11 protein-coding genes, 12 tRNA genes and 1 rRNA gene are annotated in these 16,192 nt (G+C 50.4%); 22 read left to right on the top strand and 2 right to left on the bottom strand.

Annotation, left to right across the window (positions count from 1 at the left end):
- The 10 genes from DX130_RS23275 to DX130_RS23230 form a co-directional block, all read left to right on the top strand.
- Positions 1–88: ribosomal RNA gene (locus DX130_RS23275) — 23S ribosomal RNA — on the top strand; the annotation flags it as partial.
- A 191-nt stretch (positions 89–279) separates the two neighbouring features.
- Positions 280–355: transfer RNA gene (locus DX130_RS23270), tRNA-Asn, on the top strand.
- A 5-nt stretch (positions 356–360) separates the two neighbouring features.
- Positions 361–436: transfer RNA gene (locus DX130_RS23265), tRNA-Thr, on the top strand.
- A 78-nt stretch (positions 437–514) separates the two neighbouring features.
- A tRNA-Glu gene (locus DX130_RS23260) sits at positions 515–589 on the top strand.
- A 4-nt stretch (positions 590–593) separates the two neighbouring features.
- Positions 594–669 (top strand) — tRNA-Val (locus tag DX130_RS23255).
- An 11-nt stretch (positions 670–680) separates the two neighbouring features.
- Positions 681–755, top strand: a tRNA-Gln gene (locus DX130_RS23250).
- A gap of 9 nt (positions 756–764) precedes the next feature.
- Positions 765–840: transfer RNA gene (locus DX130_RS23245), tRNA-Lys, on the top strand.
- A 24-nt stretch (positions 841–864) separates the two neighbouring features.
- Positions 865–947, top strand: a tRNA-Leu gene (locus DX130_RS23240).
- Between the two features lie 197 nt (positions 948–1,144).
- The gene (locus DX130_RS23235; protein WP_116049447.1) at positions 1,145–2,479 is read left to right on the top strand and encodes a hemolysin family protein; all 1,335 of its coding nucleotides are present in this window, start codon (positions 1,145–1,147) and stop codon (positions 2,477–2,479) included.
- Between the two features lie 142 nt (positions 2,480–2,621).
- Positions 2,622–2,704, top strand: a tRNA-Leu gene (locus DX130_RS23230).
- Between the two features lie 65 nt (positions 2,705–2,769).
- Here the strand turns inward: DX130_RS23230 and DX130_RS23225 are convergent.
- Positions 2,770–3,165, bottom strand: a complete 396-nt coding sequence (locus DX130_RS23225) for a DUF2203 domain-containing protein (RefSeq protein WP_116049444.1) — start codon at positions 3,163–3,165, stop codon at positions 2,770–2,772.
- A gap of 225 nt (positions 3,166–3,390) precedes the next feature.
- On the opposite strand from DX130_RS23225, the gene DX130_RS23220 reads away from it, so the two are divergent.
- The 12 genes from DX130_RS23220 (at position 3,391) to glmM (ending at position 14,724) form a co-directional block, all read left to right on the top strand.
- Positions 3,391–4,248 carry an ABC transporter ATP-binding protein gene (locus DX130_RS23220; RefSeq protein WP_116049442.1) on the top strand — a complete coding sequence of 286 codons (858 nt, stop codon included), beginning with the start codon at positions 3,391–3,393 and terminating at the stop codon, positions 4,246–4,248.
- A 209-nt stretch (positions 4,249–4,457) separates the two neighbouring features.
- A tRNA-Gly gene (locus tag DX130_RS23215) sits at positions 4,458–4,532 on the top strand.
- 8 nt (positions 4,533–4,540) lie between these two features.
- Positions 4,541–4,617: transfer RNA gene (locus tag DX130_RS23210), tRNA-Arg, on the top strand.
- A 27-nt stretch (positions 4,618–4,644) separates the two neighbouring features.
- Positions 4,645–4,721 (top strand) — tRNA-Pro (locus DX130_RS23205).
- A 13-nt stretch (positions 4,722–4,734) separates the two neighbouring features.
- Positions 4,735–4,808 (top strand) — tRNA-Gly (locus tag DX130_RS23200).
- 263 nt (positions 4,809–5,071) lie between these two features.
- Positions 5,072–7,876 carry a phosphoenolpyruvate carboxylase gene (ppc, locus tag DX130_RS23195; RefSeq protein WP_116049441.1) on the top strand — a complete coding sequence of 935 codons (2,805 nt, stop codon included), beginning with the start codon at positions 5,072–5,074 and terminating at the stop codon, positions 7,874–7,876.
- 171 nt (positions 7,877–8,047) lie between these two features.
- A complete protein-coding gene (locus tag DX130_RS23190; RefSeq protein ID WP_116049439.1) occupies positions 8,048–9,097 on the top strand; it encodes a S1C family serine protease in 1,050 nt (349 codons plus the stop codon).
- Between the two features lie 343 nt (positions 9,098–9,440).
- Positions 9,441–10,007: an RNA polymerase sigma factor SigW gene (gene sigW / locus DX130_RS23185; protein ID WP_116049437.1), complete on the top strand. Its 567-nt coding sequence runs from the start codon at positions 9,441–9,443 to the stop codon at positions 10,005–10,007.
- Positions 10,008–10,194: 187 nt separating this feature from the next.
- The gene (locus tag DX130_RS23180) at positions 10,195–10,836 is read left to right on the top strand and encodes a zf-HC2 domain-containing protein (RefSeq protein ID WP_116049475.1); all 642 of its coding nucleotides are present in this window, start codon (positions 10,195–10,197) and stop codon (positions 10,834–10,836) included.
- Between the two features lie 173 nt (positions 10,837–11,009).
- On the top strand, positions 11,010–11,843 hold the full coding sequence (gene cdaA / locus DX130_RS23175) for a diadenylate cyclase CdaA (protein ID WP_116049435.1): 834 nt from the start codon (positions 11,010–11,012) through the stop codon (positions 11,841–11,843).
- A gap of 1 nt (position 11,844) precedes the next feature.
- Positions 11,845–13,320 carry a CdaR family protein gene (locus tag DX130_RS23170; RefSeq protein WP_116049433.1) on the top strand — a complete coding sequence of 492 codons (1,476 nt, stop codon included), beginning with the start codon at positions 11,845–11,847 and terminating at the stop codon, positions 13,318–13,320.
- Between the two features lie 63 nt (positions 13,321–13,383).
- Entirely contained in the window at positions 13,384–14,724 is a 1,341-nt protein-coding gene (gene glmM, locus DX130_RS23165; RefSeq protein WP_116049431.1) for a phosphoglucosamine mutase, read from the top strand.
- 129 nt (positions 14,725–14,853) lie between these two features.
- Here glmM and DX130_RS23160 read toward each other — a convergent pair whose 3' ends face one another.
- The gene (locus tag DX130_RS23160; RefSeq protein ID WP_116049430.1) at positions 14,854–16,026 is read right to left on the bottom strand and encodes an NAD(P)/FAD-dependent oxidoreductase; all 1,173 of its coding nucleotides are present in this window, start codon (positions 16,024–16,026) and stop codon (positions 14,854–14,856) included.
- Between the last annotated feature and the right edge of the window lie 166 nt (positions 16,027–16,192).

Below are 16,192 nucleotides of genomic sequence, written 5' to 3'. Positions count from 1 at the left end.
CTTGAAGACGACGAGGTTGATAGGTTCGGGGTGGAAGCACAGCAATGTGTGGAGCTGACGAATACTAATCGGTCGAGGGCTTATCCTAATCGTTTGTGGTTCATACAAGCCACAGACAAGCTAAAGTACAAAACAGCTACTTTCGTATCCAGTTTTCAAGGTACAAACCTTGATTTATCGTTGAATCTTTTCTGATGAAAGTCAGAAGGGTATTTATCGAAAAATCCTGTCTTTTGCAATTGAAGCTCTTGGACACATTTTTACACAAATGTGCAATGTTCCCTGATAGCTCAGTTGGTAGAGCACTCGACTGTTAATCGAGTTGTCACAGGTTCGAGTCCTGTTCGGGGAGCCATACTTGCTCTCATAGCTCAGTAGGTAGAGTGCATCCATGGTAAGGATGAGGTCACCGGTTCGATCCCGGTTGAGAGCTCCAGATCTTCTTATGAAGATATCCGTCATCATGCAGAAGGACAAGCCCTTTCTACAGGAAATTCGTTTCAATTATTAGTTAGGCCCGTTGGTCAAGGGGTTAAGACACCTCCCTTTCACGGAGGTAACAGGGGTTCGAATCCCCTACGGGTCACCATCATGGAGGATTAGCTCAGCTGGGAGAGCATCTGCCTTACAAGCAGAGGGTCGGCGGTTCGATCCCGTCATCCTCCACCATACCGTAACGCTGGGGATTAGCCAAGCGGTAAGGCAACGGACTTTGACTCCGTCATTCTCAGGTTCGATCCCTGAATCCCCAGCCATTTTATTAAGAGCCATTAGCTCAGTTGGTAGAGCACCTGACTTTTAATCAGGGTGTCGTAGGTTCGAGTCCTACATGGCTCACCAGTTTATTTACCCGGCAAGACCCACGCGCGTATGGCGGAATTGGCAGACGCACTAGACTTAGGATCTAGCGGGCGACCGTGGGGGTTCAAGTCCCTCTACGCGCACCATACTTGAGAAAACCCTTCGAGCAGAAGGGTTTTTTGTTGTTTTGAGTTTGCTGGAGAATTAACCGTTCTGATTATTAGCATACTAAAGCAATAAAGAAGTGAGAAGATTATTGAAACGTGATGTTCGGATGGACGTATAGCTAAAGGGAAAGCACTTTATCACACACGGAGGTGAATCCCTCAGCTGAGGGAACTAGTTGGACGTAGCCATAGTCATTAATTTGTTACTGGTATTATTATTAATTGTGTTAACTGCATTTTTCGTAGGATCGGAATTTGCCGTCGTCAAGGTCAGAATGTCCCGTATCGATCAGTTGATTGCAGAAGGCAACAAGACAGCGTTAGCAGCCAAGAAGCTGGTTTCCAACCTGGATTACTACTTGTCTGCCTGTCAGCTCGGTATCACCGTCACAGCGCTTGGACTTGGCGCGCTTGGCGAACCGACAATTGAGAAGCTGCTCCACCCGCTATTCCATGATTGGGGCGTATCAGACGCTTGGGCAACACCGATTTCTTATGCACTAGCCTTGTCGTTAATGACATTCCTGCACGTTGTTTTTGGCGAACTTGCGCCTAAGACATTGGCAATCCAGTATGCAGAACGAATGACGCTTTTACTTGCCAGACCGCTCGTCTTGTTCGGCAAGCTATTGTTTCCTTTGATTTGGTTGCTTAATGGTTCTGCGCGTGTATTTCTCCGTATCTTCGGTGTACAGCCTGCCGGTCACGAACAGGCACACTCCGAGGAAGAGTTGAAAATCATTATGACGCAAAGCTTCCAAAGCGGCGAAATTAATCAAACAGAGCTTTCTTATATGCAAAACATCTTTGCCTTCGATCAACGTGTGGCGAAAGATGTGATGGTACCTCGTCTACAGGTCGTGGCCATTGACGAGAGAATGAGCAATGACGAAATACTTCGCATTATTGATGAGAATCGATATACACGCTACCCTGTTACGCAGGATGGCGATAAGGATAAGATCATTGGTTTCTTGAATGCGAAGGAATTGGTTACAAACCTGGTGTTGAATCGTCCAACGCCTTTGAAAGACCTAATTCATGATATCGAAGCGATTCATGAGACTGCGCCGCTGCAAGATGTTCTGCTGAAGATGCAGAAGCAAGGTGTTCATATCTCCCTCATTATTGACGAATATGGCGGTACAGCCGGCATTATTACGATGGAGGATATTCTGGAGGAGATTGTCGGTGAGATCCGTGATGAGTTCGATGCGGATGAGAAGCCTGATGTTATGAAAATATCCGAGGGGGAATATGTCTTCAGCGGCAGGGTGCTGCTGAGCGACATTGAGGAGCAATTCGGACTCAAATTCGAGAACGACTATAATGTCGATACAATAGGCGGCTGGCTTCAAGTCCAGTTGATTTCATTGGATGAAGAACCGGTGCCGATCTACCACGGCAAACATCAGTGGACGATTATTGAGATGGACAACCATCAGATTCTGCAGGCTTCCCTTGTCATGAATGCCAGGGAGAAAGAAGATGAAGGTGCAGTGCGCGAATAAGAGTAAATACTCGCCATAACAAGCGAATCATTATACAAGATCGGACAAGACCGGCATTCTAATGGAATGTCGGTCTTTTTTTCAGAGAATAGGTTGCATTTTGGCTCGAAATCATGTATGATCTAATTCTAGAGTTACCCACGCGCGTATGGCGGAATTGGCAGACGCACTAGACTTAGGATCTAGCGGGCGACCGTGGGGGTTCAAGTCCCTCTACGCGCACCATACATGAGAAGACCCTTCGAGCAGAAGGGTCTTTTGTTTTGTATGCGTTCCTCTTCGAGCGTCGTCTAAGCCTCGGGATGAGGTTTTCTGCCCATGAATCCTTCCGTCCAGCTATGGTAGTGTGTGATGTGCGGTTCACCTTCCTGCCAGCAGAGCAGGACCTCTTCTCCATCCAGAATAGCAGGGAAGTCCACTAGGCCGGGATGTATCATTTTGATAAGCACTCCCTTGCGGGAAAAATTCTCTATATATAAGTTCAGTTCCATTTGCATGAAATCCAATCTGCTCTCCATTTCAAACAGGGCGTCTCCTTGACCATCTTGATAGATTACCTTTACCTTGCGATAAGCGGTGTAGTGATCCTCCAGTTCCTCGGCCATACGCTGAAGCTGCCGAAGCTCTTGCTTAATGGTAGGAAGCAGCTCATTGGCTTCCTCAAGCGTATATCTTTTATTCATCATGATTCATCCACTCCCTTGCTCATAGTGTACTAAATCCGATGCCCACAGATCAAATTCATGAGTCTATCAGAGCTATTGCTCACTATATTTTCCTCCCGAATGAAGGATGGATGAAGAATCCCATTGACAATTGGCCTGAGAACCATTATCATCAATATTATTGATAATCGTTATCACTGCTAACGTGCATGACAGCTCAGTGATGGCGGAAGGAGCGTGCATGGCATGATTCGGTTAACGACATCAGGACTTGATATTTCGTATGAGGAACGCAAGATCGTTCAAAATTTAAATATTTCTATTCCCCAAGGGAAGATTACGGCGCTTGTAGGTGCCAATGGCTCGGGGAAATCGACCATACTTAAAACCATGGCGCGCATTATGAATCCTTCCAAAGGCAGCGTGCTATTGGACGGGAAGTCTATTCATAAGCAATCCACTAAGGAAGTCGCGAAGCAGCTTGCGATCTTGCCTCAGAATCCTACGGCACCAGATGGCCTGACTGTATCCGAGCTTGTCGCTTACGGTCGCTTCCCGTATCAGAAGGGCTTTGGCTCGCTGAGCAAGGAAGATCGTGCTATCGTGAAGTGGGCGGTTGAATCTACAGGCATGGCTGACTTTGCGGATCGTCCGGTTGACCAGCTGTCTGGCGGTCAACGCCAACGGGCATGGATTGCGATGGCTCTGGCGCAAGAGACAGATATTCTGTTCCTGGATGAGCCTACGACATTCCTCGATATGGCGCATCAGCTGGAGGTTCTGCATTTGCTGCAGAAGCTTAACGAGATGAATAATCGGACAATCGTTATGGTTGTCCATGATTTGAATCATGCGGCCCGCTATGCCCATCATATGATCGCGATTAAGTCTGGGGTAGTAAAAGGCGAAGGATCGCCTGTCGAGGTTATTACACCCGAAATTATGCGCGAGGTGTTCAATATCGAAGCGGATATCGTGCCAGATCCGCGCACGGGCTTGCCGCTATGCCTTCCGTTCGCTTTGGCTGGACAGCCAGTGTCGGATCGCGTCATGAAGCAAGAGAGCCGTGGAGAAAGAGAAAAGCTTACCGCAGCAGGCGCTTAAGCGATTTGACAGTACACAAATACGCATCTAAATGGCAGCATATAGCATGATAGAAACGAATGAAAAAGCCGTATTTCCTTGTGAAATGCGGCTTTTTTTGAACAAACATCATTTTTTCGAAAAAGGAGTTGCAATTCACTTTGAAAGATGATATATTATTACTTGTCGCCGCGACGATAAGTGACGAAAGCGAACGATACAACTAACATGCGGAAGTGGCTCAGCGGTAGAGCATCGCCTTGCCAAGGCGAGGGTCGCGGGTTCGATTCCCGTCTTCCGCTCCATAATTTTTGCGGCCTTAGCTCAGCTGGATAGAGCGTTTGACTACGAATCAAAAGGCCAGGAGTTCGAATCTCTTAGGCCGCGCCATATTTTTTTTAGAATGAATCAATATTTCGGGACGTAGCTCAGCTTGGTAGAGCACCTGGTTTGGGACCAGGGGGTCGCATGTTCAAATCGTGTCGTCCCGACCATCATTCTTTTTTTGCGGGTGTAGTTCAATGGTAGAACTTTAGCCTTCCAAGCTAATAGCGTGGGTTCGATTCCCATCACCCGCTCCAGTAATCACAACCGACTCCCTCTGCGATGCAGGGGGATTTTTTTATACTATTGCGCTTTTCTGTGGTAAATCATGAAAGTCGTCAGAATAAGGCGACAGATTGCGCTGCGGGACTTCAACGGCGTGTCGTTTTGTAGTATGATGGTAGAAGTGATTACGCCATTAAAGTGAGAGTAACCTTCGAAGTTGAAATAGGCATGTGCGTATGGATTGAGCGGATGCTTTCAAAGTGGGTTTGCTGCACAGATTTGTAGGAGGAACGGTATGTCGGAACAATCTGTATCATCAACAGCGACTAGTCGAACAGGAACGAACAATTTGCTCAGACGAGATGTACGTTTCTTGGGCAACATTCTTGGCGAGGTTCTCGTTCATCAAGGCGGACGCGAACTGCTTGAGATCGTTGAGCAAATTCGGGAACAAAGCAAAGCGCTTCGTGCAGAATTTGTGCCGGAGCTGTTCGAGCAATTCAAGTCTACGGTATCTTCCCTAAGTCCGGAAATTCGGCATCAAGTCATTCGTGCTTTCGCGATTTACTTCCAACTGGTTAACATTGCCGAGCAGAACCACCGTATCAGAAGAAAGCGTGACTATGAAGTATCTGCGGGCGAGAGCGTGCAACGCGGCTCCATCGAGAGCGCGATTCAGGATCTGAAGGAGCGCCAGATTGGCGTAGAAGATGTACGCGACATTCTAAGCGGCATTTCTTTGGAGCTGGTTATGACGGCGCATCCGACGGAAGCGACACGTCGCGCGGTGCTGGATATTCATAAGCGCATTGCGGAGGACGTCATGCAGTTGGACAATCCGACGCTAACGTTCCGCGAGCGCGAGAAGCTGAAGGAGAAGCTGCTTAACGAGGTTCTAACCTTGTGGCAGACGGATGAACTGCGTGACCGCAAGCCTACCGTTATCGATGAAGTGCGCAACGGCTTGTATTACTTTGACGAGACGTTATTCGAAGTGCTTCCAAGCGTATACGAAGAGCTGGAGCGCTGCCTGAGTAAGTACTATTCTGATGATCGTTGGCATGTTCCTGACTTCTTGCGCTTCGGCTCCTGGATCGGTGGAGATCGCGATGGCAATCCGTCCGTTACGGCTAAGGTAACGTGGGAGACGCTGCAACTGCATCGTCAACTGGCCATCCGCAAGTACGAAGAGAAACTGAATGGCCTGATGGAACTGCTGAGCTTCAGCACGAATCTGGTCACCATCTCGGAGGAACTGCAGCAATCGATTCTGAACGACCGCGAGCATGTCGAGCTGAAGTGCATCGATCCATGGCGTACGGCTACCGAGCCATACCGTATCAAGATCGCTTTCATGCTGGAGAAGCTGGCTAATACGCGTGACGAGGCGCTTAAGGGCACTCCGATGCGTTACAACCATCCAAATGAACTGCGCGAGGATCTGCTTGTGATCGATCGCAGCTTGCGCCATCATTATGCGGATTATGTGGCTGACACGGATCTGGCGAAGCTGGTTCGTCAAGTGGAGTTGTTCGGCTTCCACCTGATGGCGCTGGATATTCGTCAGCACAGCAATGAGCATGAGAATGCGATGACCGAGATTCTGGCTAAGATGCATGTCGTCCCGGACTACGCTTCCCTCTCGGAAGAAGAGAAGACGAAGCTGCTTCACCAATTGCTGAATGATCCTCGTCCGCTCACATCGAGCCACCTGGACTACTCCGAATCCACTCGCGAGTGTCTGGATGTATACCATACGGTGTACCGCGCACAGCAGGAGTTCGGTGAGAACTGTATTAGCAGCTATCTGATCAGTATGACGCAAGCCGCCAGCGATATGCTGGAGGTAATGGTATTCGCGAAGGAAGTTGGCCTGTTCCGCAAGGAAGCCGACGGCACGATTCGCTGTACGTTGCAATCGGTGCCGCTCTTCGAGACGATCGACGATCTGCATGCTGCTCCTGGCATTATGAAGGAGCTGTTCGAAATTCCGGTCTACCGCAAAGCGGTAGAAGCAAGAGGCAACCTGCATGAGATCATGCTTGGCTATTCCGACAGCAACAAGGATGGCGGCGTGGTTACGGCGAACTGGGAGCTGCGCGTAGCGCTTAAGGAAATTACGGCTGCCGGCAAGGAATATGACGTCAAGCTGAAATTCTTCCATGGACGCGGCGGTGCGCTTGGTCGCGGCGGTATGCCGCTCAACCGCAGTATTCTGGCTCAACCGCCTCATACAGTAGGCGGCGGCATCAAGATTACGGAGCAAGGCGAGGTGCTGTCTTCTCGTTATTCCATGCAGGGCATCGCTTACCGGAGCCTAGAGCAAGCAACTTGGGCGTTGATTACTTCCGCTAGACTGGCGAAGTATCCGCAGCAAGAGCCTGCTGCAGAGGCGGAGTGGGATGCAATATCCCGTTCCATCTCGGAGACGGCACTGAAGAAGTATCAGGACCTGATCTTCCGCGATCCGGACTTCCTGACGTTCTTCAAGGAATCGACTCCGCTGCCTGAGGTTGGCGAGCTGAACATTGGCTCCCGTCCTTCCAAGCGGAAGAACAGCGACCGATTCGAGGATCTGCGTGCGATTCCATGGGTATTCGCCTGGACGCAAAGCCGTTATCTGCTGCCGGCATGGTATGCAGCCGGTACGGCGCTGCAGCAATACGTCGGAGATGACGCAGAGAAGCTGGCTACGCTGAAGACGATGTACGAGCAATTCCCGTTCTTCCGCTCGCTCATCGACAATCTGCAGATGGCGCTGGCTAAGGCCGACCTTGTTATTGCAAAGGAATATGCGAATATGATTACGGAGCAAAGCATCCGCGATCGCATCTTCTCGCAAATCGAGGCGGAGTACGAGCTTAGCTCCAACCTGATTCTGAGCATTACGGGCCAAGACGAGATTCTGGATAACGTACCTGTCATTCAAGAGTCAATTCGTCTTCGCAATCCGTACGTGGACCCGCTCAGCTACATGCAAGTGCAGCTGCTGACGGAGCTTCGCGAACTGCGCTCCAACGATCAGGATGATCAAGAGCTGCTGCGTGAAGTGCTTCTGACCATCAACGGAATTGCAGCGGGCCTTCGCAATACAGGCTAATGCTGAATAGATGATAGACGTACCGCTCTACCTGGTTCCGACACCGGGTGGAGCGGTTTTTTATATGTGCGCATATTTATGTAGCTTTTACTCCCTCTTAAGATTGGTTTAAGGTGCAGCCCTCATGATAGAACTATGAAGCCCACCAGTTCATGAGGGAGGATAACGAATATGAGTTATGAAGAGTATGGGGATAAGAAAACAAGCGGACATGATGCAGAATCGGGAAGGCAGCTGACGGTTCCTCAATTTGAGGCCTATTATAGGGAAGTAAACAAAGGACGATCGAGCAGGAAGAAGAATGCGGCATTGCCGCTGTTCGCAGCATTTCTGACAGGCGCGTTGGTCATCGGCGGCTTGACGTATTCAGCGGATCGGAACAATCTGTTCACGGGCGGTTTGCTTGGAGGGACTAGCGCAAGCGGTGTGCAGACGAGCAATGGGAGTGGACAAGATTCAGGGCTTGCTACTGCGTCCATGAATACGAAGGATGATATGGCAGCGATCTATGAAAAGGCCAGTCCTGCCGTTGTGAAGATCGAGAATTACGGCAAAAATAAACAGCAGCAGGGTGGCGGTATGATGGCCGACCCATGGCTGGAGCATTTTTTTGGCGGACAAGGCTCGGCTGAGGGCAATGGGAATGCTTCCCCCAAAAATGATCAAGGACCACTGGTGCTGAGCGGATCTGGAACTGGATTTTTTTTCGATAAGGAAGGGCTTATCTTGACCAATGAGCATGTGGTCTCCGGTGCTTCTGAAGTAAAGGTGCAGGTACAGGGCTATGACGAACCACTGACGGCGAAAGTGCTGGGGACAAGCTACGACCTGGACTTGGCGGTGCTAAAGGTAGAGCATCCGAGCGGAGGCACTTTCCCATCGCTGAAGCTGGGGGACTCCAATGAGACGCGGATCGGCGACTGGGTGCTGGCCATTGGCAATCCGTATGGGTTCGACCATACGCTGACAATGGGTGTGCTAAGTGCGAAGGAACGCCCTATTACCATACAGGACGAGCAGGGATCGCATAAGTACGAGCATCTGCTTCAGACGGACGCTTCCATTAACCCCGGCAACTCCGGCGGGCCGCTGCTGAATGCGAAGGGCGAAGTCATCGGTATGAACACAGCGGTGAATGCAGAAGCGCAGGGGATTGGCTTTGCCATCCCGACTACAACGATTATGGATGTGCTGGATCAGTTGAAGGGCAATACGCTGTAAGAGGATGAAGAGGACACTGCGGCTCCATGCTGCAGGGCGTCCTCTTTTTTATGAGCTGATTCCCTATATAGAAATAAAATACCATCTCATCCGTGGTCTGATGACCATATTCCCTTGTCAATTGCGAAAATCCATCCCTATGATGATAATCACTTGCGTATTGGTCTTGCATTTTAGGTTCATGTCGATTACCATTTTTCTAGAAGGATTCTTGTAGCATGTACCCTTGAAAGTGATTGTCGATTTGGAATAGATGATACATAGGTGGTAGAGGTATCGTTCCAGACACCCGCTCTTATAGCGGACGAGACGGACGATCGTAACGTTTGGAGGAAATGACAAGGTGAACGTGTTGGAGAATAGGCTTGCAAGGCTCGCTCTGAAGGGTGACCAGCAAGCGTTCGCTGAGCTTGTGGACCTATATCAGGACAAGCTCTATCATATGGCTTACCGTATGCTGAACAACAGACAAGAAGCGGAGGATGTCGTTCAGGATACCTTTTTACGCGTTTATAAAAACTTAGACCGTTTTGACGAGGCGCTGAAATTTTCAACCTGGATTTATCGGATCGCCACGAATTTGTGCATTGACCGACTTCGCAAGCGGAAGCCAACTTACTCGCTGGATGCCGAATCGCAGGAGTATGACGGTCTGGACGGCTACTCCATGATTCCGAGCGATAACCGGACACCGGAGTCGGAGCTGATCTTATCCGATACGCAGCGGATTATCCATCAGGCGATGGAGTCGCTCCCTCCGAAGTACAAAACTGTAATGATGCTGAGATATATACAGGATCTGTCGCTGCAGGAAGTGGGCGATATATTGGATATGCCCGTTACAACGATCAAAACCCGAGTCCATAGAGGCCGTGAATTTCTTCGTAAAAAGCTGGAGCATCGATTATAAGCAAGGGCAATTTTATTTTTTTGAAACATCCCTCTTTCTCATACGTATCCTATAACGAGATCATGCTTAGCTTGGATGAGACGGGGATAGCATGAACGTGTAGGACGTAAGCAGGCAATTGAACTTCCCGACTGTGAAGCGGGATGACATTCGTATAATCGAGCAATAGAAGAAAGGAATGGCTGTTATGGAATGCAAAGTCGCCATCGTCAAGATCCATGACTACTTGGACGGCGAGCTGCCGCGTGAAGAAATCACCGAATTAAAATCGCATATGAAGTCGTGTTCCGCTTGCAGCGAGCGGTTCGAACAACTGGAGAAGGCCGATGCAGCGGCATTCGCCGCTTGGGAACCGGTCAAGCCGGCTGCGCAACTGGACAGCGCCGCTTCCGCTCAGTTGAGGGAGCGTATTATGTCGCAGCTTCCGAAGCCGAAGAGTACGGAGCGCAATCGTTTTATCCGCATTCTGTACCGTTACCCGGGACTGACTGCTGCTGCTGTATTTTTGCTGGTCATGCTGGGCAGTTTCTTCTCCTCATGGGATCAGGATGCCAAGATGATCGTATCGGGCGAGGACTTGCAGCATGTGGTCATTAACGGCAATACGGTCATTGTGCCTGAGGGCGTGAAGGTGACTGGCAACCTGACGGTTGAGAATGGCCGGGTGGAGGTACAAGGCTCTGTTGACGGCAACGTCACCGTCATCGACGGTTCCATGGTGCTGGCTTCGACCGGGCATATCGCGGGACAAAGCCGCACAATTGACCAGGCGTTGGACTGGTTCTGGTATAAGGTTACGTCCGCTTTCGGCGGTGTAATCCCTCACTGAGGTGCATAGAGGCTTCCCTTTTGAACAAGGGGAGCTTTTTTTTCTACAACATTTTGAAAAAAATTCTGAAAATAATTTTAAAATAAAGGATTTCCAATCCCCGATATAGAAAATAATAAAGTTGAAACGCGATTATAGACATACTGACGTGGTCTGCAGTTGGGGGTTGGCGTATGAGCTACTTTACAGATTCGACATGGCAGGATTGGTTAAAGGATATTATCGATGTCGGCATCGTTAGCTATATTATTTATAAATTGATTTTACTTGTTCGCGGTACACGTGCGGTGCAGCTTCTGAAGGGCATATTCGTGCTGGTCGCCACATGGGCGATCAGCACATGGTTCAATCTTTATACGCTCAAGTGGCTGATGAACCAGATGTTCACATGGGGGATCATTACAGTCGTGATCATCTTCCAGCCGGAGCTGAGGCGCGCGCTGGAGCAGCTTGGCCGGGGCAATCTGTTCTCCCGAACGTCTTCGCTGGAGCGGAATGCGCTTAGTGAGCAGCTAGAGGAAATTATCCGTGCTGTGCAGCATATGGCGAAGCGGAAGGTGGGGGCGCTGATCGTCTTCGAACGGAAGACGGGTGTGACTGAGCTGATTGAGTCGGGCATTCCGCTGGAATCTCGTATTACATCGGAGCTTCTGATTAACATCTTCACGCCGAATTCGCCGCTTCATGACGGAGCGGTCATCATTCGCGGTAGTCAGATTATGGCGGCGGGCTGTTATTTGCCGCTATCGGAGAATCCTTTTATCAGCAAAGAACTCGGTACTAGACATCGTGCCGCTATCGGGGTCAGCGAAGTCAGTGATGCGCTGTCCGTCGCTGTATCGGAGGAGACGGGTCAAGTCTCGCTCTCGATTAATGGCATGATCGTCCGGGATATCAACGAAGAATCGCTTATCTCCAAGCTGTTCGAAGAATTGACGCCGACCGTGAACGGCAAGGACAAGGAGAAGCGCGGCATCGCTGCGTTATGGAAGCGGAAGGGAGAATGACATGGATAAATGGCTAAGTCATCCTACTGCGCTGAAAATCATTTCTGTTTTGCTAGGCATACTGTTGTTTGCCGTTGTACATATCGACCCGGAGACGTCACCACAGTCCTTGACCTCCAGCATAGATACGAAGATTATCGAAGCGGCTACGATTGTTCCTATCGGGCTGGATGAGGAGAAGTACGTACTATCCGCTATGGAACCAACCGTGGCCAGAATCGTAGTAGAGGGCAAGATCTCAAGCTTGTACGCGGCTTCCAACTCGGACTATATTGTGAATGTGGACTTGGCTGGATTGAAGCCGGGAATACAGGAGCTGCCGCTCATCGTCAAGCTGCCGCGAGGCATCAAGGAAGTGGAGCTGTCGCCAAGGAAGGTGACCGTGCGGATCGAGGAGATCGTCACCAAGAGCTTTGATGCACAAGTGATGGTAGAAGGCGATGTGGCCGCGGGCTTTGTGCTTGGCGGACCGGAGATTGTGTCTGAAGGCGGCAGCGCCGTTCAGGTTACGTTGCCCAAGGATGATATGGACAAGGTTGGTCTGGTTGCAGCGTCGATAGATGTGTCGAATGCAGATAAAACCGTCGTGAACAAGAAGGCAAAGCTTGTCGTCTATGACACCGAAGGGCAGGAGATCACAGGCGCGATTGTTAAGCCCTCTACGATTCATGCTGAGGTTAAGGTGACGCTCCCATTCAAGCAAGTCCCATTGCAGCTTCGGTATTCGGGAGAACTCCCTGAGGATATGAGTCTTGTGTCTGTGAAGCCTAGTGTGGACTTCGTAACGGTCTATGCCTCGCAAGAGGACCTGGACGCGATATCCATCTATGACGGCGCTGTGCTTGATCTGTCGAAGGTGAAGCAATCAGGCACGATTAAGGTGAAGGCACCGCCTGTTGACCATATTCAGGCTGTCAATCCGGGAGAGATAGAGCTTACGATCGTAGTTGAGGTAGCTACGACCAAGAAGCTGTCTAATGTGCCGATCTCGATAACTGGCACGGGACCGGGCTTGACCGCACAAATTCTAACGCCTGCGAGCGGTACGATGGATTTGGAGATTAGCGGCGCTGAGGCTGTGCTTGCAGATGTGGTGCTGGATGATGTCGCTATTGTTGCGAAGGTTGCCGGCCTTGACCCAGGGACACATACAATTGCGTTGGAGCTAGAATTGCCTCCCTATGTACAGCCTGTTCTGGGGGATGGTCAATCGCTTAGCGCGACAATCGAGATTATGGATCCGACCGTGTCGAATGGCAATGATCCTGAGGATACCGAGGTTGGCGGCACGCCGGTCGATCCGCCGGATGAGGGCTCAGAGGGCGCTACTCCGGGTAATAACGGAAGCGGGTCAGGCAATGCAAATGCACGCTCTGGCGGTGACAAGTCCGGGAATCAGCATGCGCTGGTGGACGCAAATCGTCGAACTCCGTCGAATCATTTAATAGCTTGGAAAAAAGAAGACGCAACTGTATAGCCCGTTTATACGTTATTCGTAGTAGGAATGCAACAATATTGGGGATAGAGGGGAAACATTCATATGGGGAAATATTTCGGAACGGACGGCGTACGCGGCGTAGCCAACGAAGAGCTTACGCCCGAGCTGGCCTATAAGATTGGACGCTGCGGAGGCTACGTCCTGACAAGATCGGCTCATCAGCCGAAAGTAGTCATCGGTCTGGATACCCGTATCTCGGGTCCGATGCTGGAAGCGGCGCTTATTGCCGGACTACTGTCGATTGGAGCAAGCGTTGTGCGACTAGGCGTTGTTTCGACACCTGCTGTCGCTTATTTGACCAAGGAATTGGGTGCGGATGCCGGTGTAATGATCTCCGCTTCACATAATCCTGTAGAAGATAACGGCATTAAATTTATTGCGGGCGACGGCTTCAAGCTGTCTGATGACACAGAGCTTGAGATCGAGGCATTGCTGGAAGCAGAGAAGGACGAGCTTCCTCGTCCGGTAGGCGGAGATATCGGTACTGTGACGATCGATGAAGATGCTAAACAGCGTTATCTGGAGTTCTTGAAGACAACGGTGAAAGGCGACTTCTCCGGTTTGAAAATTGTACTGGACTGCGCAAACGGCGCGGCTTATGAGCTTGCTCCGGCAATCTTCCGCGAGCTTGGAGCGGACGTGACGACTGTCGGCGCAGAGCCTGACGGTCGCAATATTAATGCAGGCGTCGGCTCGACGCATCCGGAATATCTGCGCGAGAAAGTATTGGAGTACGGCGCTGATCTCGGACTTAGCTTCGACGGCGATGCCGATCGCCTGATTGCGATTGATGAGAAGGGCGAGGAAGTCGATGGAGACTTCATCCTCTGCATCGTTGGCGATCGCTTGAAGCGGGATGGCAAGCTGGCTCAGGATACGATCGTGACTACCGTTATGGCGAATATCGGTTTCTTCAAGGGCACCGAGAGCATCGGCCTGAAGACAGCGAAGACAGCTGTTGGCGATCGCTACGTCATGGAAGAGATGCGCCGTGGCGGATACAATCTGGGTGGCGAGCAATCTGGCCATGTCATCTTCCTGGATTATATTACGACTGGCGACGGTATTCTGACAGGACTGCAGCTTGTTGAGACAGTAGCAGCTTCGGGCAAAAAGCTTAGTGAGCTAAAAGGCTTGATGCGCAAGTTCCCGCAAAAGCTGGTGAACGTGCGCGTAGCTGACAAGAGCTTGTACAACGGCAATACTGCGATTGAGGAAGCTGTGAAGCAGGTGGAAGCGGAGCTGGGCGACAACGGTCGCGTGCTTGTGCGTCCATCCGGTACAGAATCACTGATCCGTGTTATGGCCGAAGGTCCGGATAAAGATCAGGTGGAAGCGTATGTGGACCAGATCGCTAACGTGGTGAAACGTGAATTAGGTTAAGCTTATTTGTATAGATAAAAGAGGACAGCAGGGGGAGGCATGATGCTTCGCTCTGCTGTCCTTTATTGATTTAATCGCACCTATGGTCGTAGTGGGAAAGCCTGGCTTAGAATGAAGCGTACAGCAGCCTTAATGCAAATAAGCTTGGAGTCCGCGAATATGGGTCAAATATTTGGCTTTGCTGGCTTCTTTCATCAAGGAAGCGGGAAGCCCTTTTAACTGCCTGTCATTTTTGCCTAGCGTGGCCACGGCGTCCTTCCGGCCCAGACTGGCCAGCTTGCCGTAGATGACCGGCTTGAAGGGCTGGAGTGGCATGTCATTCATGACGGCGTACAGGTTATAGCCGACCGCTTCTCCCATCTGCCAGGCAAGCTGAGCCGATGGCGGCAGCGGAAGACCATTATCCTGGGAGCAGATTGCGCTGTCGCCCGCCACGAAGATATCGTTGTGGGATGTGGATTGTAAGTAGGGATTAACGATGGCGCGTCCGCGCTGTGTCTCGATGTTCGAGCTCGCCACAACGGGGTTTCCTTGAATGCCGCCGGTCCAGATCAATGTATGAGTCGCAATCGACTGTCCGTTTTTCAGCAGAATGACAGGATAATGATAAGAGGCAATCGGAACTCCGACAATGCATTCCACGCCTCTTCGTTCCAGGCTCGTCATGGCTCTCGCCGCAAGCTCAGCGGGGAATCCCGGAAGGATGGATGGTGAGGCTTCGATGACAAGCAGAGACACCTCTACCGGCTCAATGTGATATTCGTCGCACCACTTGGGCAGCATATCGGCTATCTCGCCCATCATCTCGATGCCGCTCAGACCGCCACCGCCTACAATAAACGTTGCATCGGCTTGCTGACGGGTTTTCTTGTATCGGGCTAAGGATTGACGGATATGTGCATGGATTCGGTTAGCCTCGTGAATCGATTTCAACGGCAAGCTATGCTTCTCCAGACCTGGAATGTCGTAAAAGGCCGTCTGACTGCCCAGTGCAATGACCAGATAATCGTAGCTGTAGTCGCCGCCGTTAGTCCGTACTTCGCGTTGCTCCGTATCGATGCCGGTGACTTCTTCTGTGACAAGCTGAACTCGCTTGCCCTTGAGAAGTTTTGTGAGCGACAGAGCGACAGCCTGTTCCGGCAGATTGCCGGCTGCAAGCCGATGAAGCTCGGTCATGAGTTGATGGGTGGGGGAGCGGTTGATCAGGGTGACGACAGCTTCATTATCGTAGACAAATTTCCGAACAGTCAGCGCACATAACAGCCCAGCGTATCCTCCGCCTAAAATGACGATTTGCTTCAAACGATCATCTCCTTCAATGAATGGTCTGTTGTAAAGGATATGTATTGAGAAAAATTTCACATACTTGGGTGCAGTGATATTTAGCTAAGGCAGTTAACGATGATAAATACGGATCGATTATCAATTCGCATGAATTGTTAATTCAATTATGTGATTATTTTCACAA

Origin of the sequence: Paenibacillus paeoniae, from assembly GCF_003388735.1 — a bacterium.
Taxonomy (GTDB): domain Bacteria; phylum Bacillota; class Bacilli; order Paenibacillales; family Paenibacillaceae; genus Pristimantibacillus; species Pristimantibacillus paeoniae.
Note: the sequence above shows the minus strand (reverse complement) of the source record. Positions and strands in the feature narration are given on the sequence as shown.

Coding starts and splice junctions, on each gene's coding strand:
- DX130_RS23225 (WP_116049444.1), bottom strand. CDS start 3,165: ATGATGAATAAAAGATATACGCTTGAGGAAGCCAATGAGCTGCTTCCT.
- DX130_RS23220 (WP_116049442.1), top strand. CDS start 3,391: ATGATTCGGTTAACGACATCAGGACTTGATATTTCGTATGAGGAACGC.
- ppc (WP_116049441.1), top strand. CDS start 5,072: ATGTCGGAACAATCTGTATCATCAACAGCGACTAGTCGAACAGGAACG.
- DX130_RS23190 (WP_116049439.1), top strand. CDS start 8,048: ATGAGTTATGAAGAGTATGGGGATAAGAAAACAAGCGGACATGATGCA.
- DX130_RS23180 (WP_116049475.1), top strand. CDS start 10,195: ATGGAATGCAAAGTCGCCATCGTCAAGATCCATGACTACTTGGACGGC.
- cdaA (WP_116049435.1), top strand. CDS start 11,010: ATGAGCTACTTTACAGATTCGACATGGCAGGATTGGTTAAAGGATATT.
- DX130_RS23170 (WP_116049433.1), top strand. CDS start 11,845: ATGGATAAATGGCTAAGTCATCCTACTGCGCTGAAAATCATTTCTGTT.
- glmM (WP_116049431.1), top strand. CDS start 13,384: ATGGGGAAATATTTCGGAACGGACGGCGTACGCGGCGTAGCCAACGAA.